Genomic DNA, 24,584 nt, shown 5'->3' on the forward strand with positions numbered 1-24,584 from the left:
CGGTGGGGCTGACACCTGTCAGCCATGAGATGAAAGCCTCAAGGGCGCTTCCGGCCGCTTCGTTCCCCCACCATACAACGAGCGCTTAAAAATCAAAGCCCTTTCAAAGCCCGTACGCGCGTTTTTCGGGTCGGGTGCGAGTGTCCGGCCGTCCGAGCCCTCTTGCGCGCGTCTGTGGCGATTTCTATGGTCGCGCGAAATGGTGCCTTGGAGGGGTCTATGGGGAAGTTTTGGCTGGCCGTGCTAACAGTCGTCTGCATTGCTTCGACGGCAAATGGCGGTGAACGGCCTTTCGCGGAGGAATGGGAAATCTACCGGGGATTCCTCATCGAGCCGGCGTGCGGCCAGTCGTCTGATAAGGCCAAGTGCGAGGTGGCGCTCGATCGATGGCGGCGAGATTTCCGGTGGGCGACCGATACCAGTTTTCACAATCAGCTTATAGGACAGCGCAACATCGCTTTGTGCCTGGCTTCCAGCTGTGATGGGGTCAAACCAAATCAGCTACTCGCTTGTGCGTGGGCGGAAGTGATCCTGAATTCCGGTGATCCGAAAATCTCCGGTGAAGACGTTGCGTTCAAACAGGATACTTGCGCGTCCCTTTCGGTCGGAGAACGGAAGGTGGCAAGCGCCCAAGCCACGCGACTATTAAATATGCTTACGGGGAGCATTCAAACGGCCCGCTAAAGGCTCCATGTCCATGTCGAGCCGTAGATCGTTTGGTTGTCGTGGGCATCCCATCTATAGCTGTTCCACATGTTTTGGCCGTTTGAGATGCGAGCCGACTCATGCATCCTGTCATAGACATCTTTTGTAATCCACGTCCGGCGCTCCGATTTGATCTCGGTCAGCTTTGCGGCATAGTTAGCAGCTCGGCCAACCCACACGATGTCGTTGTCGCCTCTCACGCCGGTTCTTGCCGCACGGATGGAGCTTGTGTCTACCCCCACCACCTGCCTCACGACATAGTCGGTATCGTATTGTTTCTTTAGCGCAGGGTTGATGACGTTGTGAATCGCCCAATTGATTCTTAGCGCGCATTTAACGGCATTGGTGGATTGGTAGTCGCCTATGAAAACTCCCATGACGCGATCGCCATCGTAGGAAGTTATGACACCATCGTGCGATTTAATAAGTCGGCCAGCACAGTATAAATAGGCTTTATAAATTTCCGCCGCAAACTGCCACCCCCGCGTATCGACCAACGCGGTCGAACCCGACAGGTCCGCATATAAAACGGTAGCGCGATCGAATTGAACAGCGTCATTGGAGTGCTTAAGATCTTCTGGCGCTGGAACAACCTTGCCGTCTCGGGTTGTCCAGGTCTCCTTAAATATAGCAGCAACTTGGGCGTGAAGTTCGTTGGTCAGAGCCATGGGTTTAGCCGTTGTTAGGCCCAAGTATGTTTATGTGATCGCGAAGCTCGTTGCAGGCAGGAGCCAAAAGAGATGATGCATCCTGGCTTTTATCAAAGCGATAGGGGATCGTTGTAATCCCAGCGAGATCACTTGGCAGTTTCAGTTTCTCTTCCCTCGGTTCCATCAAGATTGCCCTGCTCCGCCCTAGTCGGCCCATGAAAAGTCCCAGTTCGAAGATCACGTTGTCTCTCGGAGCGGGCCAATCCTTCCCACGGCTCTCCGTGAGGTCATCAGCATGCGCGATGGCGATGGCAAAATCGGAATCGTCTATCGCTGCTTCGAGAGCTTCAAGCGTATAATTGGCAACCTTGAAAACACCATTCGTCCAAACGGTGACGATAAACGGATCATGTGCAAAGGCATTCTGCACTGCTCGTGCAATCGCGAGCGACTCAGCGGACGAGATAATGAAAACCTTTATTTTTTCACGGTACACGCTAACGAGCCGATTGCGCTCGAGCAGGCGCCTGGCAAGCTCTTGGGCAATAAATTTATAGAGGATAGGATTGCGACTGGCGACGTCTGAGAAATCAGGCTCCGATATTTTCCCAACTATGCCTTCTTCTAGCGCGACGACCGTTGCCGAGCGCTTTTGCGTCGGCTGGATTGCGGCCATTTCTCCAATGTGATCTCCAGGCCCGCGTATTGCTACGCGCTTACCATTAACGATCACCTCGAACGTGCCTGACACAATGAAAAAAACGTCATTTGTGTCTGCGTGTTGCTCAGTCAACAACTCACCGCGCGCGATTTGAAGCCATTCGCACCGTTCAGCAAGTTCTTCGCTGAGCGCAGCATCTCCGCGCACAATCTTCAGCGCCGCAAACGCCTCCAGCCTGAGGCGGCGTCCTTCCTCACCTTCGAATCGCTTGAGCATTAAGTCCCTCATCCAAAATGACGGGATTCAATACTTCAACCTAGAGATGGCGGCAACGCCGTCTATTGTGGGGAGGAGTTGTCAGATCTTGCGATGTCGCCTATTCTACACAGGCGGCAGCGAAGTCCGGTGGCCTTGATGCCCATTGGAGGGAGCCCGGATAGGCCGGGATGCGGTCCCTCCCTGCCGCGTTCATTTTCCAAAAGGCCAGTCTCTCCCGAGACGCTCGAATTCGGCCTTCACTTCCTTGCCACTCTTCTGATGCAGGGAATTGATCCGCAAATACCCGTTTTCCGAAACGCTAACGAAGGCGCGCCAGAACACTTTCCCAAGCATTCGGTAGAGCGTACGGCCACGTTCATTGCCCCTACGATCTGGCGCGATCTCGGCCTGGTCGATGATGTCTGGCAAGAAGGCAAAGTCGTCGATCGACATCTTATGCCGCTTCATACGTTCAGCAACCGCCTCCCCGGTGATCGAAACGACGGGTGATCTGGCGCCGAGATCGTCGGCCAGCCGCTGCGACACCCCGGCGGGCAACCACACTTTCTGCTCCAGGCGCGGCGCGAGCTGCAGATAGGGATCGCGCCAAAGATCGTCGAGGATGCTGGTGGCATCGTCCGCCGAGGCCACTGCGAGCTTCTCTTCCAGGTTCTGGATCAGGGTTGAGGCACGCGCCAGGCCGGCATTGGTCTGCCAGCCGGGATCGATACCTGGCGGAACCATGGTGACTTCGCCGGTGCGGCGATTGCGATGCAGGATGTCGGGACCGAGATCCGGCGGGCTGTCGCGATAGACGACGCCCTCCTGCGGCTCATGGCCGAGCAGACTTGCGGCCTCGCGCGCCGAGATCTGGCGCACCTGGCATTTGCAGCCCCAACCGTTCGGTGGCCAGTGCGTCTTCCAGAAGGGATGATCGACCGGCAGGATGATGCCAACCCATGCGAGGTGCTCCTCCCGAGGATCGGCCGACGTGGTGCGCAGATAGAGGATGTACGGAAGCGCCCGCTTGCTGCGCTGTGCCCGCTCCCACTGACCAGCGGCGCGGGCAGAATTCACGTTCGACCAGAAGATCGTCTTGAGGCGCCGGGTGCGTGAGAAGTCGACCATCCGATCAGGCTGCTCTCCGGTAGGGTCGGCGACCATGCGCGGTCCCCACCAACCTTGCTTGGTCAATTCGGCCTGGATCTCTTCCTTCCAGCTCTCGAAACCTTTACCGGTTCTGATCGCCTCGGCGATGCTGTCGCGGAAGCCCGTCAGCAGCTCGGCCTCGGTCGCCTTGGCGACGGTGAAGGCGTAAGCATGCTCCTCGCCCCATACGTCCAGCCAGGAAAAGGCCGGCTTCAGGGTCTTGCCCTCGAAATAGCCGGTCACTTCCTTGGGGACGTTAAAACCCTTGCGGATCTCCGCCACGTTCAATCCACCGTACCGCCGATGCCGCGCGCGATCGCCGTCAACCTGGCGAGCCGCTCGGCCATCATCGAAGCATCCGGGCCGGCAGTTTCAATGAGCTTCAAAGCCTCTTCGAAGCTCGATGCGGAAGCGAGGATCTCGGCGATCGGCTGCACGATTGGCCGCGCCATCGCCTCCCAATCGTTGGCGGCCGATGCGAACAGGGCGTCCACCTGGTCGAGCGCGTCCGGTTCGCCAGCCTCGGCGGCAAGCAGCGCTGTGCAGGCACCGCAACGGCAGGCGCGGCGATGATCGAAGACGATGGCCGAGAGCGCGGCGGTCTTCGACTTGCGTTCCTCGGTCGCAGGCTGCGTTGCCGCCGGTGCCGACTTCTGGGCTGCGTCCTTCTGATCGGCGGCTTCAGGCGCCTTGCTCGAAACGGTGAGCAGCTCGTCGCCCTCCCCCGGATCGCTAAGCCCGATCTTCTCGCGGATCTCGGCTTGTTTCACGCGCAAGCCGAACGGCATCATCCTGGCCACTGCTTCAGTCAAAGCATTGACGTCTTCAGGGTCGGGAACGAGGAGCTGCGCGACGGGATAATGCTCCTGCGGGCCAAAATTGAGATCGACAAACGGCCGGATCAGGTCGCGATTGGCTGTGTAAGCAAGCTGTTTGCCATCGGCGCGCAGGATGTCGAGGCGGACCTCGTTATGGATCTTCGCCTGGCCGAGAGAGGAACCGTCGTCCGACGTCATCGTCTGGCCAACGACAAGCTTGGAGATCTGCTTGTCGACGTATTCGAGCAGTCCGCCGAAAACGGCCGCGCCGTTGTTCCCGCTGACCTCGTGGAACTCGACGTCCATACCCTGTGGGATGATGGCAGCCGCGTCATTGGCGATCGAGGTAACGGCCTTCAGCAGCGTGCGCTTGTCAGTGGCACTGGCGTTAGCGTTGTACTTTCCAACGCGCAGCGGCATGCCATAGACCTCCGAGAAGGCCGCCCAATCCTGCAGCGTGAATTGCTGGATCAAATAAGCCCAGGCTGCCGGCCGGGCCATGCCCCGCCGCAACGGCAATCCCATCTTGGTGCGCGGCATATGCCGGAGAAACTTCGCCTCGGGAAGCTCCACGCCTTCGATCCAGCCGTCGACGGCGAGCCGCAGCTCACGAAGCTGCAGGCGATCGAGCTGGAAGAACCGCGGATCTCGGGCGATGTACTCCACGGGGCGAAGGGCCTTGCGCTCGTACTCCCACATCATCTCGACGACCGCGTAACCCTTGGAAATGCCGTCGGTCAGATTGCCGAGAGCATCGTCGAAGCCCTCGCCCTGGACGAGTTCGGTCACCGCATCGACGATCTTCGTGTCTGCCTTGCCAGCTTCGATCGTCACGTCGATGCCTTCAAGCGCCAGGCGCCGCGTCTGGAGCTGCGAGGCATAGTGCAGGTATCGCTCCTCCATCTCCTCGGCCAGCGTCAGGTAGTTGCGCGCGTCGCCGCTTGCCGCGTCGCGAAGGATCGAGCCGAGGCGCTCTGGCGTCAGGCCGGAGGCGACACGCTCCTCATGCACACGACGAACGCCGGCTACTGTCGGAACGGCGAGCTCTTCGGAAAGCACCTGGATGACGATCGGCTTTCCATCGGGTCCGAGGATCGATGATGTGCGGGTGCTTACCAATGCCGTCTCCCGTAGTCCTGTCCGTCGTCATCGTCGTCGCCACTGGCGCCGGCGTTGAGCGAGGCGATTGTCATATAATCGTATTCCGTCCACTGCTGACGGCTCGCGTAGTGCGCCAGGGCGAGACCGATGGCGAAGTCGCCGTGGCGTTTTTTTGCGCCCTGGCCAGTGCGCAGGTCCGGCACGCGCGGTACGCCGGCGATGACCTTGATGGTGCGCAAATCCGTCAGATGGTCGTCGTCCTTGATGAGGGCGATCGCGTCGTCCTCGAAGGCGGCCTTCAGCGGCGGCATGTTGAACCGGTACCAGTCCGTCGAGAACTTGATGGCCTCGACAAGGCCGGCGGGATGATCGGCATCACGAAGCCCGAACAGGCGGCCCATGTCTTCAGCGACGGTCCAGCCCATGCCGGTGGCATCGAAGGCAGCGCCGACAAGGCGCGGCGCTCCTTCCAGGATCAGGCGCGTGATCATCTTCTGCTCGTCGCCTGGTACGTTGCGCATCTCGACGGTCAGCTCTTCCGCCCGCTTTAGCAGCCGATCGATCGACAACAGCGACGCCACCGAAAGGTCGGCGACGCGCGCGAAGTCGAAACCGAACGCATGCCGCTTGCCGCGATCGAGGCGGGCGAGCGCCGCCTTCAGATCGACCAATGCGGGCGCGAGAAGGGCCGCGCGATCCAGGCGGTTGAGATGCAGGAAGTTCGTCGGCAGCTCCAGACGGATGATCTTCGCCTCGATCGACATGCGTGCCTCGATCAGCGGTGCGGGCAGCCAGGCGCCGGTTCCGGCGGTCGGGATGCAAAACAGCTCCTCGTCGGCGCCATCGCCATAGAAATCAATGATCTCCTGGCGCCAGGCGGCTTCGCCCTCGGGCGTCCACTCCTTGCCGTTCACTAGGCAGATGCGCTCGTAGAGCCCTTCCTTCAAAGCCTGGTCGAAATCGATCCTGATGTGATCATACTTCGAGCGGCCGGAAAGGATCGCCTGGATCTGCTTGTTGAACTCGTTTTCGGTGCCGTCGTGGGTTGAGCAGACGACGACCTGGCCGCCCCACATAAGGAATGCGAGTGCCGCCTTCAGCAGCTCCGGCAGGCTGTCGACGAAGGCGGCCTCATCGATCATGACGACGCCCTGCTTGCCGCGCAGCGAGCGCGGCGCCGACGAGAGCGCAAGAACTTCAAAGCCCGAGGCGAAGCGAATGCGGAACGCCTGGATCGAGCGCTCGCCTTCCTTGTCGCTATCGTCGAAGAGGAACTCGTCGACGGCCGCCGCCGCGTCCATGTAGGCCCGCGCCCACATCGCGCAAGCGTCGATGAATTCGCGTGTCATCTCCTGGGAATAGGAGATGTACATCACGTCCATGCCGCCGGCCTTCTTCTCGCGGCCGGCGCGCAGCGCGGCATAGGCAGCAAAGCCGAAGGTCAAGCCGATGCGTCGGCTCTTCTCGATGAACAAGACACGGCAGGCAGCGCTTTCGAGCAGCGCGATCGTGCGCGACTGATACGGGAGAAGCGCCTTCGGCAGGCCCAATTCTTTGACGAGGCCCGGCAGAACCTCGGTAGCAGTTCGCCGGGCCTCGGCCCATTGCTCTTCCGTGATCGGAGCGGTCATTCGGCCTTAACCCCGAGGATCTTGGACAGGATTTCCTGCGTCGTCTCGGCCGTGAGCCCCTTCGACTTGGCAACCTGGGAGACCGCCTGCTTTGCATTCTCGGCAAACTCTGCCTCGATCTTCTGGCGGCGGGATGTCGAGATGCCTTGTGCCTGGGCGGCAGCGCGCAGGGCATTTGCAAGCGACATGGCGCCCTTTGGGTCGATACCCGCTTCGCCCTCGGAGGTCAGCACTTCGAAGACGAGGGTCTTGATCGCTTCTGCGGCGATCAAGGTGAGGTTGTCGGAGGCATCGATGTCCCAACTCTTGGCCAGGGTCGCGGCGATTTCGCGCGTCTGATGGAGCCGCTGCGTAAGCGTCGCAAGCTTGATGCTGTGGCGATTGAACGACGAGAAGGAAGGAATGTCGAATTCCAGCTCGCCGCGACGTTCGGCCTTCAGGCCTTCCAGTTGCGAAACAAACTCGGAATAGATGTCCGTCTGCGTTCGCTCACGCTTCTGCAGCTCGCCGGCCGCCCAGGCGACAATCTCGGCGCACTCGCCAGGAAGCTGCTCTATAAGGTTAAGGCGTCCCCGACCTTGCGCCATCTCAGGCTCCGATCTTCGGGCGCTTGACGCCTTCGAGTTCGGTCCTGCGCTCGACATGGTCAACGCCCAGGCGGGTGATCGCGGCCACGACGATGCCGTTGACATCCGTGTTCTTCACGGCGCCGATATCGGCCAGATAACGAAGCTGCTGCCGGATCCAGTCGCGGGACCGATGATGGCCATAAGCGTCGAGGACGTCGGCCAGAAGGCTGTCGTTGAGCCGGCCGTCTGGCTGCTCAGTGAGCGCCCGTAGAATGACCAGGCGCGCGTCAACGGTGACAAAATCATTGTAGTCGCTCATGCCGCCGAACTACCCTTCATCAAAAAATCTTCAACGCGCGCAACTGTGCGCGCCATTCCCTCCTGGCTTGTTTCCATCCGACCGAGCTTGCCTTCGAGCCGCTCGATCGCGATCCGCATCGACATGACGGCCTCGGCGTCTGGAAGATGTTTGATGTCGCTCTCAACACTCTGGACGCGCCTTTCGAGGGCTGAGAGCGTCGCCAGGAATTGTGTCTTCTCGACAGCGTCCTGCTTTCGAAACTCGCTTAGGTCGCTGGCGGTTTTCTTGGCGCCAGAAGAGATCATGTGCCAGATCGACGTACCGACAGAGATGAACAGGGCAAAGAGGCCGAACCAGTCCTTGAGCGGTCCAATTTCCATCAGCGGCGTTCCTTGCTTTTCTCGAACCGTTCCTGGCAGCGGATGCAACGGCGAGCCGAGGGCAGCGCGCGACGCCTAGTCTCGGCGATCTCGCCACCACAATCCTCGCACTCGATATTGCCTTCCAGCTTCAGGGAGGCGGTGGCACGCTTGATCTGCGCCTCGCGCTCTTCCTCGGCGCGGATCTCGGCGAGATCGAAGAGGGCATTGCCATTCATGGCGTTCCCTCCACGGCGGCGACACAGGCCGCCCTGCGCGCTTCACCGATATTGCGGGCCGTGCGATCGTGCGCCCATCCATTCCAGGTTTCGGCCTCGGAGAAGTCGCGGGCGAACTTGGGAGAGAGCGGCGGCGCAGGCTTTTTCACTTCAGGCGGCAGCTCCGTTTTGACAAAACGCGTCACAACGATCGAAGGCTCGGGTTTCGGATCAGTCAGGGAGCAGCTGGACGCGACCAGCGCTAAGACCGCAACTGCCACCATTGGGAAGGGCTTCATTTTGTTTCTCACTGTCTGCGAGCCGCTGTTCGGCCTGGCGAACCTGTTCGCTCGCCGTCGCCTGGATTTTGAGGCTTGCTTTCGTTTGGTCGGCGATCTTGCGGTTCGCCTCGGCATCGGCCTTTTCAAGCTTGGCCTCCCACTTCGCGTTCGCCGCTTCCGTTGCTGCGGCTGCCGCTTGGTCGACCATTGCGTGGATCTCGCGAAGGCTGAGGAGGACGAGGCCGGCGGCGGCGAGAAGCAGCACGCCGGCGATGATGAGGGCGACGATCGGCTTGGTGAGCGTCTCCATCAGCGCACCTCGCCGACGTCAGATCCCGGCTGGTCGCGGGCATCGTAAGGGCGAGGCGGGCCATATGGAGAATTGGCGACCTCGAAATCTCTGGAGCCATAGTGGCGGTGGGTGCCGATGAGGACTGCGATCATGGCGCAAAGGGCGGGCACGAAGACGGGCGCGATCGCAACCGCCTCTTGGGAGCCTCGCATGGCGGCGATAGCGATGCCGACCAGGATGAACCAGGACAGCACGAAGCTGATCCAGTTCCATCGCCTGGTCATCGTGTAGGACGGCTTTCCAGGTGCTTCACGCCTCATTGCGAGAAACCTCGCCTGCGATGTTCACGCGCAAACGGCCGCCAATGGGATCACCGCCGGTTCGCGGCCAGCGGATGCCGACGCAACGATCCTTTGCGACGGGCGAAAGCTTGACACGGTTCGATTGGTTTCCGCCGAGCACCAGGTAATTGTCGTCATCCTCGCCGGCGTAGAGGCCGACGTGGCCGCCGCCGGGCCGCTGAAACACGAGCACGGCACCGACGCACGGCGCCGAAAGCTGCATGCCGAACTTGCTCCATTCGAGGGCACCAAGCGGATTAGCGGGAAGCTTCTCCTGCGGCAGGACGGCGCCGAAGCAGTGCGCCATGAAGAGGCCGCACCAGGGTGTATCGTCGTTCGTGAAAAAGCCGGCGATCCAGCCGCCGAGCGCCTTCGCCCATCCGACGATCGTCGGGTTCGAGCGTGCGCCGGGAACCTCCGTAAGGCCGATGAAGCGGCGTGCTTCCAGCATCCAAACGGGCTCGGCGGGGCGTTTCGGCGCCGGTACGACGTTGACGATACGGCCCTGCGGATTGAGGCGTAGCGCCTCGACCGTCGCCTCGTCGGCCTGGCCGGTAGGCGCTAATCCTTCAGCGGATTGAAACCGCTTCAAGGCTTCGATCGACGCGCGACCGAAGACGTTGTCGACTACCCCATCATAGGAGCCATGAACCCGCAGACGGGTATTAAGCCAGAGATTGAAATCCATATGGCGCCCCAAAACAAAGCGGCCGATCGGCCGCTCAACATGCAATGGGGAGATTTTACGGGAGGCCCTCGCGGGGTAAGGGCTGACACCTGTCAGCCGTGCCGACGTGGGCTAAAAAAGCGAGCCCTGATCGTCGTCGCTCTTCTTCATGCGAAAAATTGTGCGCTCATGCAAGCCCGATATTTGCGCTGCGTCGCGGGCGCTCTTACCGGCACTCAGAGCATTGGCGGCGCGGCGACGAGCCGCCTTCAGCACAGAAGCCGGTCCGAGCGGAATGACTTCGCGCTGGACGCCCTTGAGTTTGCCGTCGGCATCGATAACGGCAAGCCCTTTGCAGATCCGGTCGGCGAGTTCGTGACCGAGCAGCTCGGTCAGCCAGTGACCGTCCTCGGCCCGAGGTGGGATCGAGACGCGAATGCCGCCATGGCTCTGCGCGATCGTCAAGGCGGTCTCGACGTCGGTGATGTCGGCGATATCGGCGAGGATGCCGGGAAGCGAACTGCTCACTGTCGTCCCCCGAGGCCGAGCTGCCGTTCCAGCTGCATCTGCTTGACACGAAGCGCCTTCAGCCGGTTCTCCCGGCCGATCCTGATGCGGGCGTCAACACCGCCCCTTTGAAGCTTCTTCAAAAGCTCCTCACACTGATCTCTAACGGACGCCAACTCGGAGCTCTCGAACAAGGGCATGGCATTGCGCATGATCATGTTCCTTTCAGAGGGGACAACGGGGGGCGGCGGGGAACTACTTCCCCGCCCGGATCTTCTCGCCAAAATGGTTCATGACTGTCTGCCAACCGGAAGGCGTGACCTGCTGAAGGAGAGCGACGCCCGTCAGCTTCAGAACGGCGTCGTCGAAACCCTTTCTGGCCATGAGATCGGCACCAGGGGTCAGGATCCGCCATTGCGCCCAGGCGACCTTGGCGCCATCGGCGGCAAGCCAGTCATAGCCATTGGAGTTGCCGTAGAGGACTTCGGCCTCACGACGGATCCAGCTTTTCAGGGCTTCGATCGCCCGATTGGCATCGTCGGCATGAACGAGGAAGCGAGTATGTTCGATGCCGGTCTGGCGCTTGACGAATGAGATAAGCGCGGCATCGTCGCGATCGCGTACGATCCCGAGGTTCCAAGCGGCGATCCAGAGTGCCTGTAACTTCTTAGCAAACCTGCCGGTCAGCTTCCGGCGACCGTCAGCGCGTCGAGTTGCCGAAGCAGGCGCAAAACCCTCGTTGCGGAAAACAGTCAGCACGCTTTGGCGCTCGTCTTCGCTCATGTCCTTAGCAGATTGTTTGCCCGTGATCCGGGCAAGCTTGGCGCGATAAGTGTCGTCGTCGAGGCCGAGCTGCTTCTTGGCGACATGGATGGCCGCGATCGAGCTTCTCATTTACCAACTCCGCAGCTACCGAATCGACGCGAGCTGAGCGATCCTGCGCTCTCAACCGGAGTGGGAGCCGCATGCGGACTAATCGAACAAAGATTGGATGGGCGATCGCCGTAGCCATCGCCGCGGGAATTGTAATCCCTGTTCTTTGGGGCGAGCCTCGAAGCGTGTCCGGCCAGGATGGCGGCGACTACTGGCGGAACACCATCTATGACTTTCAGACGCTGATTACGGGTCTTGCCGCCGTTCTCGCTGCTGCTTTCACGGTCGGAAAGATGCAGCAGACTATAGATGTCATGGAACGAACGGATCGCGAAAGCGATCGTCGCCATCGAGAGCTCGTCGGGCTCACGCGTCGCCCAGACCGACTGAGGCTGCAACGCGCGGTGTTTCCGCAATTGCAGGATCTTCAAGAGATCAGCAGTCGATTCGTAGATTTCGAAAATATCCGTGAGACGATGAGACCCGACCAAGGAAGTCCAGATCTCTCGTGGCTTAGACAGGTGACCGAACGGCATCGCGTTGATTTCGAGGAGCTCGATAAAATCCTTCATCGCCGACAATTTTTGGATGGCGTCAACCTCTTCGACGGAATGACAACCCGATATCTCGATGAGCTTGAAGCCGCCTGTAAGGCAGCTGTCGGGGCTATCCAAGATCACCAAAGCTACCTGCTCAGCGACGACTACGATGAGGATATGTACTACATCGCGCGAATGGACGATGAGTTTCCTTACGTCGAAAGCGCGATCATCAGGACGGTTCGCTTCCTCCGCGACTTCATTGTCTATCTCGGACAATACGCCGAAGAGGCGGCTGATCTTTAAGTGCGATGTGGACCTGCACATAATCCCACCTCAGACCTTCGCAAGATCAATGGTAATGCTCCGCCACTTCTCCTCGATGGAGCTGCGAGTATAAAACCGGACATATTCCTTGGAGCCCGTCACCCGCATCGCCTCACGGATTGCCCGCATGGCGTCCTGCCAGCGCTCATCCGGGATATCGAGACGCAGCAGCATGAATATCTCCGATCGGTTCACCTGCCCTTCCTTCTCGGTGTTGAAGGCCTTGGTGATGACAGCGCGAATCTCTGGCCGGCTATCCGCCGACCATTCCATCAGGCACTCGTCGAGCAGCTTCTTGGCGGTCTGCAGCTGTGGGCCGAAGTCAACAAAGTCGGAGATCTGCACCTTGACCTGCATCAGGCCGTCGAAGGTCTGATACGTTCGATTTCCCTTTGCACCGCCAATCTTCGAGCCGTATTCCTGGGAGAGGAGCGCATCGAAATCGCCCAGGTCCGTCATGGTGTGGCCACGGAAGCGGGCAATCTGAGCCGACAGCTCCTCGGCAAAGCCGACAATCTTGCGTACGACTTCGTCTTCGAGCTTGTGCTCAGGCTTCACATTTTCCACCGGAACGAGACTGCCCTTGGCATCGCTCATGTAGTTTTTGCCATTGACGACGGTGATGCCGGATGCGGCTTCAGCGTCGTTCTGCTGTTCAATGATTACGCTTTCCATTTGGTAGTTCCTCGAAGTGCGTTTTCGCTCGCGTGTTGGGAATGCAGCCGCGCTCTAAGCGCGGCCACCGTTCGGCGGCTGATTGTTCGGAAAGGCGACGACGTTCGGCCCGACCAGGGCGGGCTGGCGACCAGTAAAGAGCCGCTCCCGCCGTTCGAGCGAGAGCTTTTCTTCCTCAATCTCTTGAGCGAGCGAGATCGCCGTATTCAGGCGGCGAATGAGGTTGCCGACGTCCTCGCTGGTGAAAAACCTGCCGCCGTGCACGCACGGCTTCAGCTCGTCACGGATCTCGACTAGGCAGGTGGATGGCAATAAGCAGCTCATGGCTTTCTCCCGAAATCCGGTCTGATGACGTTTCCGTCGCTGTTCAAAACAAAGGTGGCAGCGGCCTCGGCGGCGAGTTGTTCGACAACCTCCCTGCCCGTCTTGCCGGCCTCGCAAAGCCGGTAGATCTGCACTTCGCGTTCGAGGCTCTGAGCAAGCTTGCCGAGGATCTGGAGGTGTTTCCGAAACGCGACGACGTCGGCGTCCCTCGAACGGTCAGGAGAGACCAGTCCGTCAAACCGCGTCCTTGCGTTGGCAATCTCGGTGCTGAGGATCAACACGGCGCTCATCCGAGATCCTCCACGTCGCGGTTCTTCCAGGCGTCCTGGATATCCTTGAGCGTGACGGTCCGATCATCGGCGAGCGCAATCATGCTTGCGAGCTTCATCGTCTTGTCGATCTGGCCGAGCGCCCCGCCCTTCATGCCGATCCCTGTGAGCAGCTTGACGCTGTCGAGATCGGTCACGTCCCAGGCCCTGATGTAGGCGGCGACGTCTTCCGCATAGGGCTTCTGGCGCTTCAGGTGCTTGCCGATGCGGCGCTTCAGCTGGGCATAGGACTTTCCCGCCGCCTGCTTGGCAAAGCGGGAATAGACCTCTTCGTTGCCGACAAGCGCGATGCCGCACTGGTAGATGTCGGAGAAATGGCGGAGCTGGTTGATGGCGTCGTCGACGAGGTTCTGCGCTTCGTCGATGATCAGCAGGGAACCGCCGCCGATGCGTTGAAGCCTAGCGCCGATCGCACGGGTAAGCTTGGCCGGATTGTTTTCATGAACTTCCAGCTCCGCCGCCAGTTCGACCAGCATCCCGTGAACCGTGCGAGTATGGGGACTAACAGTCGCATGGAAGACATGCGGATGCGTGGCGCGATAGTGCCGGCACGTGGCTGTCTTGCCGAAGCCGGCGCCGACCGTAATCATCACGAGATCGGCCGTCATTTGCGCCCACTGGAGCGTCTGGGCAATTTCCGCTGCAATGCGGGTTTTCACAAACGCCGGCGACGTCGGAATGGCAGGCATGCCGGCAGCTTCAACGACAGCATCCACCCATTGGCGCATTTGCCGGTTCATGTTTTCGAGGCGGCCGAGGTAGGTTCCGGAGAACCACTGGCTGAAGGTGCCCTCCTTCATGGCGCTGCGACGGGTAACTTCGGCCTTGCTCCACGAGTTGGCGATCGCCAGCTCCGCGACCTGCTCGCGGATCGCGCGCCAGTCGTCAATGTCATCGACATGCTTGGAAAGAAAGTCGATCGAGGGTTCGGGCTGTTCCCAGCCTGTCATCCTACTTGTGTCGACGTGTTTGTTCATACTAAGGTTCCTTTGTCTTGCCCTTAGAGGGCTGATTTGGCGGGCGGGGTTAAACCCCGCCCTATTTTTTTGTCGGAACCGGACGCACTACATTTCGGCTCTGCTATTTCCGGTCGGACCGACTACTCTCCCGACCGATCCCCCTTCGGGAATTGGATGACCGCACGCTCGCCCGACACTCGGGACAAGGCTCGGGAAAAACTGTCTTCGAAGGCGCCGTCGTCGGCCGCCGGCTGCTGCTTCAGCGCCAGATTGCCAGTCGAGAGGCGGGTGATTTTGGGACGGATGGGCTCCACCGGCTTTGGCGTTGCGGGCTCGCCTTTCGTGAGAAGCTCGGCGAGCTGCGCTGCCGTGAGGGCTGCGTTCGCGGCTTTTTCGGCGGCGATGGCTTTCTGATAGTCGCGGCGCCTGCGGGCGTGCTGTCGAGCCGCCTCCTGATCGTCGAAGCCGGCGTCGGCGATGCAGGGCGCTTCGCAGATCAAAGTGTTCTTGAGGTCATAGACGCGGATCGAGCCGTGCAGGTTGTCCGGGTCGAAGCGGATCGTGACCTTCTGCCCGGCATACTGGTTGAGTTCGCGGCTCCAATAACGGTTACCGTGATAGTGGATCTCCCCACTGCCCTTCTGTGCCCGGATAACTTCGGAGGCGAGCAGCCAAAGCGACCGTTGCGCCGCTGTCGGCCAACGCACGATCGCGCCGGCGTCTATACTCGCCTGAAACGTCTCGTCGAAGCTGCGGCCTTTGCAGGTCTGCGACTTGCGGCCGGACCGGGCATTGTGCTCGTCGATTTCACGGGCGACATGAGCTCGAAAACCCTCAAGAGGAACCGCACGGCTTCCATAGTTCTCGGGCTTTGCGTCCGGCTTGTTGCCGGTATAAGCGCCCGCACAATACGGGTGCTTTGCGATATTCTCTGCCAAATCTCCCCAGGCGCGCTCGATCGGCTTTGATTGGCCGGAATACGGATTGGTCCAGCGCGGCTCGATGCCGAGAGTGACGAGCAAGCCTTCCGGATCTTCCTCGCGCACCTTGAAGCGGTAGCGGGTCGCGGCGCCGCCGGAGATCCACTTCGAGGCAAAGGATCGGCCGTTATCGAGGTAAATGCGGTCGGGAATGCCGAAGCGTTCGACCATATCGCCGATGACGAGGCGTACCGTTTCCTTGTTTTCGCTATCGGAGATCCGCCACGCGACGATCTTGCCGGAATAGAGGTCCTGGATACCGAGCAGGAACATGCGAACCGGTTGCTCCGACCATGGCACCGAGACGAAGACGTCCAGCTTGTGGCCATCCATGTTGACCATCTGCATCGCGTGCAGGTGCGACCGGGTGCGGCGCTGCGCGGGATAGAGGCCCTTCGACTTTTCCTTGCCTTTGCGCGCCAGCTGCTGGACCGCTGCGGAGACCTCCGCGTCAAGGCGTCGGCGAAGCGACCGCTCGTGCGGTATCGGCGACCATCCCTGCTTTTGCGCGACCTTGATCAGGCGGCGATAGCAGGTGGAGAATTTTGGCGCCTCCGCGCGGAGATAATCCGATGTCAGATATTCCCATGCCTTCGGATGGCACTTCGAGCGGCTCCGCTCATTGGTGTAGTTCGGTGCCAGCGCCGCAAGCCAGTCCTGGCGGTCGATCCCCTCGACCATCCGGCGCCACTCGTAGAGTGCTGACTTTTCGACACCGCCCTTGTTGCAGGCCATGAGGACGGCTGCCTTGGCAGACATGCCGGCGCGCTCAAGCTCATCGGCCATTTGCAGCGTCTTCAAACGGGTTTCACAGATCGTTTTCTGGTGCGATGGCAACGCCTCATAGCGCTGCCAGAGAGCCTTCTTCTCCTGCGCCTTCAGATCCTTGTCGTCACTTGCTGGAGCGGAATGGATGATCAACAAGCGCGTTTGCGCCGTCTGCGGCAGAAGCGAAACGTGATATTCCCATACCGGCTTGGTCTTGCCCTTCACCCGCCGAGCGGTCGCCTCGTTCCCACGCCACTTCGCGCGGGCGAGGTTGTCGAGGCTCTTCTCCGTGCGCGGCAGGTCCGGCAGGTTGGCCGCAATCAACTCGGCTATGGTGTAGAACTGCTTCACGCTTATCGTCCACGTCGCTTGATGTTGATGGGAGTGGATCGGAGCGCCTTCAGCTCCTGGGCGAGCGCCCGCTGCTCCTGTTGCAGCCGGGCAATCTCGGCGAGGCGTGCCTCGTCGCCCTCCAGAATGATCAGGCCATCCTCAGAGACAATCAGATCCCAAAGCCAGAGAGCGCCTGTCGCGCGAACGAACGCCTTGAAGCGGACAAGGCTGATGTCGTGAGAGGCCTTGCTCTCTGCCGTGTAGGCATCGAGCGTCGTCTTGGAGAGGCTTGGCAGGCCGAGATATTGCGCCATGCGAGCTGCGACGACTTCGCGGCTGTGAGGGCATTCCCTGATCGCCTGCGCCATCGCTCGCTTCAGCTTTGCGCGAAACCGCTCGATGTCGATCGTGACTGCGGCCTGACGAACGGGAAAAAGCGGCTGCAGGAAGAAGTCCAGCTGCGCGGGATGCTTACTCATCGCCGGCCTCGCTACGGATTTCTGCCATCAGCGCGTCCGGCTCATCGCCTAAGCCTATATGGGCGAGGAACTGATTGCGGGTCTCCTCACTGGCGTCTTCCCAGGCTGTGACGAGACGAGACAGCAGGGTCGCCTGCTCGATCTGCGCCTTCGGGAGCTTCGGCGCAGGATCGACCAGTGCGAGCGCCTTTTTCAGATCCGGCTCGGCCCGAAAAGCGATCGCCGCCTGCCGCTGCTTTTGCGGTTCCATCTTGGCGATCTTCAACAGGGCAGATTGATTGTCGGCGACCGGAGTACCGCGAACTGCCGCGCGAACATCGGGGTGGACGTTCTGTGCAATCTTGTTGAGATACTCAACAGCACGCCTGGAGATACCCATGCGATCGGCGACATGCTTGGAGAAACTTCCAGCTTCCGCCTCGTCCGAAAGTAATTGCGCAAGGTTTGCGCGATTTCCGGGTCGGCCTGCTTCGACCTTCCCGTACTTGCCTTCCCAAACGTCGCGGTAGGTCTGCACGAACACGGCGCGATCCAGCACCGATAGCTCGTTGCGAAAGAGGTTTTCCGTGATCTCGATGAGCTGGGCTTCGGCCTTGTCGCCCTCGACGATCATCGCGTCGATTTCGGCCTCTTCGTTGATCTGCTCTGCCCGGATGCGATGGGCGCCAGCGACAAGAGTGTACTTGCCGCCCTTCGCATTGGGCGTGCTGCGAACAGTGATGGGGTTGATCAGACCATACTCGACGATGCTCTGAGCGATTGCGATCGCATGCTCTTCTTCGACAGCGCGCAGCCGCTCTGGAATGACGATGTCTGAAATCAGGATGCGCTTAAACTCGGCCATTATGCGACTTCTTCTTCTGCTGTGGTTTGAAGGGTGATGAGCGCGCGGGCACGCAGTGCCATCGTCTTGTAGTGAGCGGCAAAACGCAGGCTTCCGAGGCGGGCATCGACCGTGCGGAGCGCGCGGTTGATCGCTTCGCGAGAACGGTTCTCGGCCTCGACAACGCGCCGCTTCGGCCACTTCAATTCCGTAACCATCAGGTGCATCACGACCTGGCGCGCGAGGGCCGCATCGAACCAGTCGTGCGGAGGGTCGACGATTTCGCCGACCGCAAGGTGCGGAAAGCCTTCGCGGACTGCCGCAAAACAGGCGTGAAGGTGGGCATCGTAAAGCGCGTTCTGGTCGAAGACGTTCAAGCTCATGGCATCACACTCGCGACCAGAGCCGCTGCCGCCGCCGTCAGGCCTGCAAAAGTCACGCCGAAAATCAGGACCAGATTTGCAATCTCGCAAACCGGGGAACGTGAGGGAATGAAGGGGTTGCGCATGTCTACGCCGCCGTGCCGTTTTGGCGTTGTGCCATCGTGGCCGGACGCTCATAGTTCTCGCGGGGTTGAGGGGATTTCCGCAGACCGGAGGCGTGGTAACGCGACCGCCACAGCAAATGTGGCCTTGTACCGAGAGCTGCAGCGATCGCCCTCTCCCCAGCCGCATTAGGCTCCCGGAGCGTCGTTCCAGCCGTTCCACGCGGGAGCTGATAGGTGCGATCGATATCGAGAAGAGAAAGGCCGGCGGTAAAAAGCCGACCTTTGATCGCTGTCATCTCAGCAATCTTGTCGATCGCCTTCCTGGTCTTCTTGTCCGCCTGCTGGGGCCGGTGCATAGTGGATCCTCGATGTGATGAGGGAGGCCCTGGCCGGCCTCCCTTTTCATGGGTGATTTGGTCCGTATTTATGGAGAGGATAGCAGTCTTCTGCCATGTGGCAAGCAGATTTCTGCCTGCTCCGCAGAAATCTGCAAGGAAGCATGGGCGATTTAGGCACAAGGATCCGCGAAGCCGCTGCATTGATAGGCGGTTTGGATAAACTGGAAGCAGAACTGTCAGGGGTAAGTAGACGAACCTTGTCCGACTATGTGTCAGGAAAAAGCGAGCCAAAGGCCTCGACGATCATCGAAATCGCTCAAGCCACGGGCGTTTCCGTCGCCTGGTTGATGGGCGAGGACGACCGAGGTGATGCTTCTAGCAAAAATCTGCCAGCCGAGGTGAACGAAACCATAGTGCGGCTGCCAAGGTTTGATGCACGGGCCTCTGCAGGGCGGGGCCTGGTACCAGTCAATGAGATGCCAGTCGGAGAAGTGGCGTTCGCCCGCGACTTCCTGCGTAACCTCGGCGCCAACCCGGACTATTGCTACATCTTGGAAGCTCGCGGCGACTCCATGTGGCCGACGATACCGGACGGCGCACTGCTCATCGCCGACGCCTCAAAGACTGAGGTCGACGATGGACGCATCTACCATTTCAATGTGATGGATCGAGCCCTCGTGAAACGTGCTCGATGGTCCTTAGACGGAAAGCTCTACCTCACCTCTGACAACATCGCCGCTGGGTATCCATCGGAGGAATTTACTGCCGATCGCATCGACGAGCTGCGCGTCGGTGGGCGCATCATGTTCACTGGCCATGCACCCATGCCCGTCCGTTAATCCACCGGTTATCCACAGGTCGGGCGGGTGTCGATTTCGAGGTGCTACAAAGCCTGGCAGCAGCTATATCCACACTCCCCGCCGGATGGGTAAATCTCCGATTGACTTTGCAACTTATGCGAACAAAATAAGAACATCGGTTTAAAAAAGAAAGGATTTGCCGATGTCATTGTGTGAGAAATTTATCGTTATGCCATTTAAGAAAGTGCGCGGGAACATTGCCCCAGGCGAGATGCGGCAGGCGTCAAACTCCGCAGCTGCAGAACGGCTCGCCGGCGCGATGGCGGATAGGTTCGTTGGTGTCGCTGCTTATGCAGTGATGGTCGACATGGAAAGCGGCGATATGACCAGCCCGCGCGTGCTATGCCAATACGGCGAGATTGCAGATATCGCAGCCTGAGTAGGCACATATGCCGATTGCTGACCGAAGGCGTGAAAACGCCCTCGGAAAAAGCTGGAAATGGCTAGCCAATCGATCGATTGCCAAGCTTGCCAGCCCTTCTTCCTGTACAACCGCTATCGGCTCGAGGCGGACGTCAAGCAGGATTGACTAAGTGACAGAATTGAGGTCGTGAGTTGCATGTCCGCTGGTACCTCAAAAGTCGTGCAAGCCGACTCCAGAGCGCACCGAGAATGTGGCAACTGCTGCTAATTACACAACAGCCCGTTCAGATGCTTGAACGCCGCCTCAAACCGATCCTTGGTCTCATCCGACACCTTCGGCCAAAGTGTGGCTAGCTGCTCGGTGAAGTAGCGCGCGGGCCTGTAGTGGCCGAAGGAACCGGACTTCATGGGGTTGTCGGCCAGCCAAGCGTCAATCGCCCGAAGCGTCCGCGGCACATTCTGGTTGAGCTTCGCAAGCGTGATCTTCGACGCAAGCTGCTTGCCGTACTCGCCGTTGACCAGTTCTAGGTAGAACGATCGATCAAACATGTCCTCCACATCAGCTTCAGCAGTGCCGGTGAAGTCCGCGTAGGTCGACACCCGCTTCTTGGTGAGCAGGTTCTTCTTGTACAGGTCTTCAATTATTCGTTTGTCGCTGTTCTGAATGTCCAATAGCGTAGCAACCTTGATCCCCTTCTGCGATCCGAGAAGCGCCACGAAAGTGGGCACCTTCCCGCTGCCACCGACAGGCGTGATGACCCAATCCTCAGACAACCCCTCGCGGCCTTCACGGGCCAATTGGGCTGCCACCCCCCGCAGGTAAAGCATGTCGGCGACTCCCTCTACGATGAGCGAGTTTGGCCCTATGAACAGGGTCTGCTGGATTTCGTAGCCAAGCGCACCCTGCAAGGGGAACAAGCTGTCGTCGGTGGCGTCGAACACGTTGGCCAGCACCTTTGTGCCGTCCTCCTCCCTGGGCAGCGCCTCCGGGGCGTCGATGCCTAGATCCTGTACAATCCGGACACGCTCGAACTTGGTGGGATCGATCATAAACGGCGAGTGCGTGGTGTACAGGAGTTGGTGGCCAGACAACTCCGCATCGAAATAGCGCAGCAGGTCCGCCTGCGCGCGACCATGCAAAGACAGACCAGGCTCATCCAACAGCAGGATGACGTTCTGCTTCTGGCGTTTCACATCCTCGTACCAGGCCAAAAACGAGAAGAACCACACAAAACCCCGTGACCGATTGCTCAGCGGCGTCGTGGCCCAGTGCACGGAATCATACACTTCGCCCCACACGTTGACCCCTTGCTGCATCCCGTCAGGGTCTCCGGCTTTGGCGTCACGCACGTCGAAGCGCATCTGTATGTGCTTGTTCTGAGACCAGTACTTGACGATACGCTGAGTGAGATGGTTCCCGGCACCTTGCAGCTTATTCTTCAGTTCCACCGTGTTGTTGGTGGCCACGAGCTTGCGGTGGTCGAGGCGCGCCAGATTGATGAGGCCGATGAGCGGGTAGTCCGAACCCAAAAGCTCGTCATCGTCCTCGCGCGCGATGAGGGCGTCAAGGTTGGCCTGTCCCTCCATCTGGTAATATTCATCGAAGTAGAGGAACTTGGGCGCGCGGGGCCAGATCAAGTTATTGTAGATGTAAGAGCGAACATTGCCGCTCTTGATGACCTTAGCGACCAGAGCTTTAAGCGCCGTGACAGCTTCAGTAGCTTCTGTCCCGTCGAGCGTCGCCGCAAATGCCTGCCAGCTTGGCGCTTCAAGGAGCTTGGTCTTTAGGTCATCAGTCAAGGCTGAGTTGTCAGCGAGGTGCTTCCTTGCCGCAGCCTCATCGCAAGCCAGGAAACCCATGCTGCTGTTCTTGCCGTAGTAGCAATCACGCGTAAATGTCGGGCCCGTAAACGCCTTTGGTCCGAAGACCTCCGATATTGCGTCGAAGTCATCCTGTTCGAGTTCATAAGTGCAACTGACTACCACAGCCTTCTCGCGCTCGCCACTTTCGACCGCGTGTAGGTAATCCTCCACTTCCCGCTTCGGATAGTCGTAGGTCTCGTCGAAAACGGCGTCCTTTGGTCGAATCGGGTTGGTGCGATAAAGGGCCGTCAGAACAGTAGTCTTCCCCGCCTCGTTCTTTCCCACAAAGCAGGTAGTCTGGTCATCTACCTTAATGGGGCCGGTGTCCCAAATGCTACGGAACTCGCGGACCCTGTATTCCTTCAGCTTCATCTCAAACCACCCTGTCGCTCGACTTCAAGGAACGTCTCCCTCAGATCGTTGAGGTATAGCCATGAAATGGTCTGAGACCTTTCTCAGAACCTCGTAGTCTATATCGCCCAAGCCTTTTATATGGACGGCAAGCGAAGCTGCCATACCGATCAACTGAAGCTGGTCGAACTCTGTAACTCTTACCGAAGACAGGCCGGTGTGAAGATCGTACGCGAATTCAGCTGTTTCTTTAGTCATGGCAAGTGGTTGCGACTCACAGTTATATTTCCTACGCGGGGATCATACAGCTCAGGCTTGCGGAGTAAATTAACGAATAACAACTTCCTGGGGTTTTCAATTCTTGAACGGTATTTTATTCACAAAATTCAGGCTGATTGTTTTGAGGCGTTATGGACAGTTCGATTAAGCCAGAAAATTCGCAGCTCCCAAAGTTCTTGGCGATTCCAGTAGTTTCATTGTTATTGCTCGGCTGTGTTTCGTCGTTTGCCTTAGTGGGCTTCAATTTCATACCGTCTGCCGAGTGGATGGCAGAGACAAACCTTCTGCGAATTATCGCGGGCTTCTTGTATGCGGCACTTTTGGTCTGGGTCGCCTGGAGAGGTGGCAAACAAATGAGTGAACTGAAGCGCGTCATCGCTGTCGCAGTCAGCCCGTTTGCCGGTTATTTTATGGGTAGCAGCCTTCTGTTCATTTGGCCGTTGCTGCTCCCACTGATCTCAGGCCATGAAGTTGCGCTTCCGTTTACGGTACTGCGAGCAACTGATCTTGGTGGAAAGAACTGCCACTCTCCGGTCGTATTGGAAGACATGCCCTATCTTATCGGCCGAGTGTGTCACGTCCCCGAGAGTATCAGATCGAGCCTTTCACAGGGCAGCCACATCGTCGTACGGGGTTGGGGTACGCGTTTCGGCGTGTACGCGCGTGACTTGAGCCTGGCAAGCCTGAAAGGACCTCGCTTTTAGTCAAGGGCGTCGTCCGAAAGCGGCGTCCGGCATAACGATTAGGGAAATTCTCGCGTGGAAATCTTATTGGAGCGGATTCCGCTTATCTCTTTGATATTTCTTTCTATTTTATCCCTTCTGAAAATATCCTCTCCCATGTGGAAATCTTCTTTTGTTGCACGCACCTTTTTTGCCGACAAATGTGACTGATCGCGTAAAAGCCAAAGATGACGAAAGCCTTGATCCATAGGGGTTTGAAGAGGATTTGAGGACCACTGCTGCGCTTTTCGAAGAGACCTCGAAGAATTCGGACCACGCAGCCCCTGTTGCGCCAAATGATAGATAATTTCCGTTTCGCGCTGACAAAGATAGGTCTCCCCGTGATCGCGCCTTTGGCTCACAGCCCCTGATTTTTAGGCTGTTCGCGCAGCTTCCCGGCAAATCCCGGACAATCCCACATTTTCCGGATATAGGTGTCAGACAACAATACTGAATGTAGCCGGACGCGAGTGTAGCCAGACGCGAAAATCCGGAATTTTGACACGGGATTCCGGAATTTTAGAATTGGCGCCAATCGTTCGAAGGGACGTTAAACCGCCTTTGACGAAGAGAGGCCTCAAGCGTCTTTTTCCGCGAAAGGAGCGCCCTCATGATTTGAAGACCTCCCGAGGTGGCGTATGCGGATCTCTTTTCTTGCGCATAACATCTCGAGTGTCACCGTGGACAGCTGCCGTGTTTCCGAGCCTGCCGATAGCATCGCCATTCATTGCCGCCCCCGCATATTCATGATAGCTTAACTACGCGTTCGCGCTTGTGAAGCCAGTAATGGCAAGACGGGGGTGCGCGATGAATGTCTTTTGGATCAGCTTCATCTGCTTAGGCCTTGGGATTTCCGCGGCTTCCGCGGGCCCACTGCACGACGCCGCGCGCGACGGCAATGTCGAGCGCGTCAAGCAACTTGCGGATCAGGGCGCAAACCTCTCCGAACCCGATGACACCGGCGAACCGGCGCTGCTGATTGCCGCGCTGTCCGGCAAGGCCGATGTCGTCACCCTTCTTCTTGATCGCGGCTGCGACATCGAAATCCGCAACAAGGGTGGGCTGACGGCTCTGCATGCGGCGGCCTATGGCGGCCATCTCGATATCGTGGAACTGCTGGTGGCGAGAGGCGCCTCCGTCAACGATCACGAGAACTTTTACAATATGACGCCGCTGCATGCGGCGGCCGAGGAAGGCCATGCCGATGTCATTGCTTTCCTGCTTGCGCAGAAGGCCGATATCGAGCCGAAGGAAAGAAACGGCTACACGCCGGTGACCCAGGCAGGATGGCGATCGCACTGGGACGCCGTCACTCTTTTGTTGAAAGCAGGCGCCGCCTGTCAGGGAGCCGACCTCACCGGTCAGTGGCTCTATGACGAATGCACGAAGCGAAAATGAGCGTGC

The 24,584-nt window shown here is 59.1% G+C and carries 32 protein-coding genes; 6 read left to right on the forward strand and 26 right to left on the reverse strand.

Annotation, left to right across the window (positions count from 1 at the left end):
* Nucleotides 1-219: 219 nt before the first annotated feature.
* Nucleotides 220-684 (forward strand): hypothetical protein, encoded by a 465-nt coding sequence (locus FHT92_RS12710; protein ID WP_183825512.1) that lies wholly within the window; start codon nucleotides 220-222, stop codon nucleotides 682-684.
* On the opposite strand, the gene FHT92_RS12715 is transcribed toward FHT92_RS12710, so the two are convergent.
* The 16 genes from FHT92_RS12715 to FHT92_RS12785 form a co-directional block, all read right to left on the reverse strand.
* Nucleotides 681-1,373, reverse strand: coding sequence for an adenylate/guanylate cyclase domain-containing protein (locus FHT92_RS12715; protein ID WP_183825515.1), 693 nt, complete (start codon nucleotides 1,371-1,373; stop codon nucleotides 681-683). The two genes, FHT92_RS12710 and FHT92_RS12715, sit on opposite strands and share 4 nt — an antisense overlap.
* Before the next feature lie 4 nt (nucleotides 1,374-1,377).
* Entirely contained in the window at nucleotides 1,378-2,292 is a 915-nt protein-coding gene (locus FHT92_RS12720) for a TIR domain-containing protein (RefSeq protein WP_183825517.1), read from the reverse strand.
* A 192-nt stretch (nucleotides 2,293-2,484) separates the two neighbouring features.
* Nucleotides 2,485-3,705, reverse strand: coding sequence for a phage minor head protein (locus FHT92_RS12725; protein WP_183825520.1), 1,221 nt, complete (start codon nucleotides 3,703-3,705; stop codon nucleotides 2,485-2,487).
* A gap of 2 nt (nucleotides 3,706-3,707) precedes the next feature.
* Nucleotides 3,708-5,360, reverse strand: a complete 1,653-nt coding sequence (locus tag FHT92_RS12730) for a DUF935 domain-containing protein (RefSeq protein ID WP_183825523.1) — start codon at nucleotides 5,358-5,360, stop codon at nucleotides 3,708-3,710.
* Entirely contained in the window at nucleotides 5,354-6,973 is a 1,620-nt protein-coding gene (locus FHT92_RS12735) for a hypothetical protein (RefSeq protein WP_183825526.1), read from the reverse strand. The genes FHT92_RS12730 and FHT92_RS12735 overlap by 7 nt, the downstream gene beginning before the upstream one ends.
* Nucleotides 6,970-7,560 carry a phage protein Gp27 family protein gene (locus FHT92_RS12740; protein ID WP_183825529.1) on the reverse strand — a complete coding sequence of 197 codons (591 nt, stop codon included), beginning with the start codon at nucleotides 7,558-7,560 and terminating at the stop codon, nucleotides 6,970-6,972. Before FHT92_RS12740 ends, FHT92_RS12735 begins: the two co-directional genes overlap by 4 nt.
* Before the next feature lies 1 nt (nucleotide 7,561).
* Entirely contained in the window at nucleotides 7,562-7,861 is a 300-nt protein-coding gene (locus FHT92_RS12745) for a hypothetical protein (protein WP_183825532.1), read from the reverse strand.
* A complete protein-coding gene (locus FHT92_RS12750) occupies nucleotides 7,858-8,223 on the reverse strand; it encodes a hypothetical protein (protein WP_183825535.1) in 366 nt (121 codons plus the stop codon). Before FHT92_RS12750 ends, FHT92_RS12745 begins: the two co-directional genes overlap by 4 nt.
* Nucleotides 8,223-8,441, reverse strand: coding sequence for a TraR/DksA C4-type zinc finger protein (locus FHT92_RS12755; RefSeq protein WP_183825537.1), 219 nt, complete (start codon nucleotides 8,439-8,441; stop codon nucleotides 8,223-8,225). The genes FHT92_RS12750 and FHT92_RS12755 overlap by 1 nt, the downstream gene beginning before the upstream one ends.
* Nucleotides 8,438-8,590: a hypothetical protein gene (locus tag FHT92_RS12760; protein WP_183825540.1), complete on the reverse strand. Its 153-nt coding sequence runs from the start codon at nucleotides 8,588-8,590 to the stop codon at nucleotides 8,438-8,440. The genes FHT92_RS12755 and FHT92_RS12760 overlap by 4 nt, the downstream gene beginning before the upstream one ends.
* Nucleotides 8,591-8,651: 61 nt before the next feature.
* Complete coding sequence (locus FHT92_RS12765) at nucleotides 8,652-9,011, reverse strand: hypothetical protein (RefSeq protein ID WP_183825543.1); 360 nt, start codon at nucleotides 9,009-9,011, stop codon at nucleotides 8,652-8,654.
* The gene (locus tag FHT92_RS12770; protein WP_183825546.1) at nucleotides 9,011-9,313 is read right to left on the reverse strand and encodes an NAD(P)+ transhydrogenase beta chain; all 303 of its coding nucleotides are present in this window, start codon (nucleotides 9,311-9,313) and stop codon (nucleotides 9,011-9,013) included. Before FHT92_RS12770 ends, FHT92_RS12765 begins: the two co-directional genes overlap by 1 nt.
* On the reverse strand, nucleotides 9,303-10,022 hold the full coding sequence (locus FHT92_RS12775) for a TIGR02594 family protein (RefSeq protein WP_183825549.1): 720 nt from the start codon (nucleotides 10,020-10,022) through the stop codon (nucleotides 9,303-9,305). The genes FHT92_RS12770 and FHT92_RS12775 overlap by 11 nt, the downstream gene beginning before the upstream one ends.
* A 111-nt stretch (nucleotides 10,023-10,133) precedes the next feature.
* A complete protein-coding gene (locus FHT92_RS12780) occupies nucleotides 10,134-10,529 on the reverse strand; it encodes a hypothetical protein (RefSeq protein WP_183825552.1) in 396 nt (131 codons plus the stop codon).
* Nucleotides 10,526-10,651, reverse strand: a complete 126-nt coding sequence (locus FHT92_RS29630; RefSeq protein WP_281413016.1) for a hypothetical protein — start codon at nucleotides 10,649-10,651, stop codon at nucleotides 10,526-10,528. The genes FHT92_RS12780 and FHT92_RS29630 overlap by 4 nt, the downstream gene beginning before the upstream one ends.
* Nucleotides 10,652-10,763: 112 nt before the next feature.
* On the reverse strand, nucleotides 10,764-11,402 hold the full coding sequence (locus tag FHT92_RS12785; protein WP_183825556.1) for a gp16 family protein: 639 nt from the start codon (nucleotides 11,400-11,402) through the stop codon (nucleotides 10,764-10,766).
* A gap of 71 nt (nucleotides 11,403-11,473) precedes the next feature.
* Between FHT92_RS12785 and FHT92_RS12790 the strand changes: the two genes are divergently transcribed.
* Nucleotides 11,474-12,226: a hypothetical protein gene (locus FHT92_RS12790; RefSeq protein ID WP_183825559.1), complete on the forward strand. Its 753-nt coding sequence runs from the start codon at nucleotides 11,474-11,476 to the stop codon at nucleotides 12,224-12,226.
* A gap of 30 nt (nucleotides 12,227-12,256) precedes the next feature.
* Here FHT92_RS12790 and FHT92_RS12795 read toward each other — a convergent pair whose 3' ends face one another.
* From FHT92_RS12795 to FHT92_RS12835, 9 genes are all read right to left on the reverse strand, one after another.
* The gene (locus FHT92_RS12795; protein WP_183825562.1) at nucleotides 12,257-12,922 is read right to left on the reverse strand and encodes a DUF3164 family protein; all 666 of its coding nucleotides are present in this window, start codon (nucleotides 12,920-12,922) and stop codon (nucleotides 12,257-12,259) included.
* 54 nt (nucleotides 12,923-12,976) lie between these two features.
* Nucleotides 12,977-13,246, reverse strand: a complete 270-nt coding sequence (locus tag FHT92_RS12800; protein ID WP_183825565.1) for a hypothetical protein — start codon at nucleotides 13,244-13,246, stop codon at nucleotides 12,977-12,979.
* Complete coding sequence (locus tag FHT92_RS12805) at nucleotides 13,243-13,536, reverse strand: hypothetical protein (RefSeq protein ID WP_183825568.1); 294 nt, start codon at nucleotides 13,534-13,536, stop codon at nucleotides 13,243-13,245. Before FHT92_RS12805 ends, FHT92_RS12800 begins: the two co-directional genes overlap by 4 nt.
* Nucleotides 13,533-14,552, reverse strand: a complete 1,020-nt coding sequence (locus FHT92_RS12810; RefSeq protein ID WP_183825571.1) for an AAA family ATPase — start codon at nucleotides 14,550-14,552, stop codon at nucleotides 13,533-13,535. Before FHT92_RS12810 ends, FHT92_RS12805 begins: the two co-directional genes overlap by 4 nt.
* 122 nt (nucleotides 14,553-14,674) lie before the next feature.
* On the reverse strand, nucleotides 14,675-16,633 hold the full coding sequence (locus tag FHT92_RS12815) for a transposase domain-containing protein (RefSeq protein WP_183825574.1): 1,959 nt from the start codon (nucleotides 16,631-16,633) through the stop codon (nucleotides 14,675-14,677).
* Between the two features lie 2 nt (nucleotides 16,634-16,635).
* The gene (locus FHT92_RS12820) at nucleotides 16,636-17,094 is read right to left on the reverse strand and encodes a hypothetical protein (protein WP_183825577.1); all 459 of its coding nucleotides are present in this window, start codon (nucleotides 17,092-17,094) and stop codon (nucleotides 16,636-16,638) included.
* Entirely contained in the window at nucleotides 17,087-17,938 is an 852-nt protein-coding gene (locus tag FHT92_RS12825; protein WP_183825580.1) for a ParB N-terminal domain-containing protein, read from the reverse strand. The genes FHT92_RS12820 and FHT92_RS12825 overlap by 8 nt, the downstream gene beginning before the upstream one ends.
* A complete protein-coding gene (locus FHT92_RS12830) occupies nucleotides 17,938-18,300 on the reverse strand; it encodes a hypothetical protein (RefSeq protein WP_183825583.1) in 363 nt (120 codons plus the stop codon). Before FHT92_RS12830 ends, FHT92_RS12825 begins: the two co-directional genes overlap by 1 nt.
* Nucleotides 18,301-18,427: 127 nt before the next feature.
* Complete coding sequence (locus tag FHT92_RS12835; RefSeq protein ID WP_009994523.1) at nucleotides 18,428-18,760, reverse strand: helix-turn-helix domain-containing protein; 333 nt, start codon at nucleotides 18,758-18,760, stop codon at nucleotides 18,428-18,430.
* 95 nt (nucleotides 18,761-18,855) lie between these two features.
* Between FHT92_RS12835 and FHT92_RS12840 the strand changes: the two genes are divergently transcribed.
* Both FHT92_RS12840 and FHT92_RS12845 read left to right on the forward strand, forming a co-directional pair.
* Nucleotides 18,856-19,581 (forward strand): XRE family transcriptional regulator, encoded by a 726-nt coding sequence (locus FHT92_RS12840; RefSeq protein WP_246735252.1) that lies wholly within the window; start codon nucleotides 18,856-18,858, stop codon nucleotides 19,579-19,581.
* 163 nt (nucleotides 19,582-19,744) lie between these two features.
* Complete coding sequence (locus FHT92_RS12845; RefSeq protein ID WP_183825586.1) at nucleotides 19,745-19,981, forward strand: hypothetical protein; 237 nt, start codon at nucleotides 19,745-19,747, stop codon at nucleotides 19,979-19,981.
* Nucleotides 19,982-20,229: 248 nt separating this feature from the next.
* On the opposite strand, the gene FHT92_RS12850 is transcribed toward FHT92_RS12845, so the two are convergent.
* A complete protein-coding gene (locus tag FHT92_RS12850; RefSeq protein WP_183825589.1) occupies nucleotides 20,230-22,200 on the reverse strand; it encodes an ATP-dependent endonuclease in 1,971 nt (656 codons plus the stop codon).
* Between the two features lie 389 nt (nucleotides 22,201-22,589).
* On the opposite strand from FHT92_RS12850, the gene FHT92_RS12855 reads away from it, so the two are divergent.
* Nucleotides 22,590-23,162 (forward strand): hypothetical protein, encoded by a 573-nt coding sequence (locus tag FHT92_RS12855; RefSeq protein WP_183825592.1) that lies wholly within the window; start codon nucleotides 22,590-22,592, stop codon nucleotides 23,160-23,162.
* Between the two features lie 825 nt (nucleotides 23,163-23,987).
* Entirely contained in the window at nucleotides 23,988-24,578 is a 591-nt protein-coding gene (locus tag FHT92_RS12860; protein WP_183825595.1) for an ankyrin repeat domain-containing protein, read from the forward strand.
* The last annotated feature ends 6 nt before the right edge of the window (nucleotides 24,579-24,584 follow it).

Origin of the sequence: Rhizobium sp. BK377 (genome assembly GCF_014193935.1) — a bacterium.
Classification (GTDB): Bacteria; Pseudomonadota; Alphaproteobacteria; order Rhizobiales; family Rhizobiaceae; genus Rhizobium.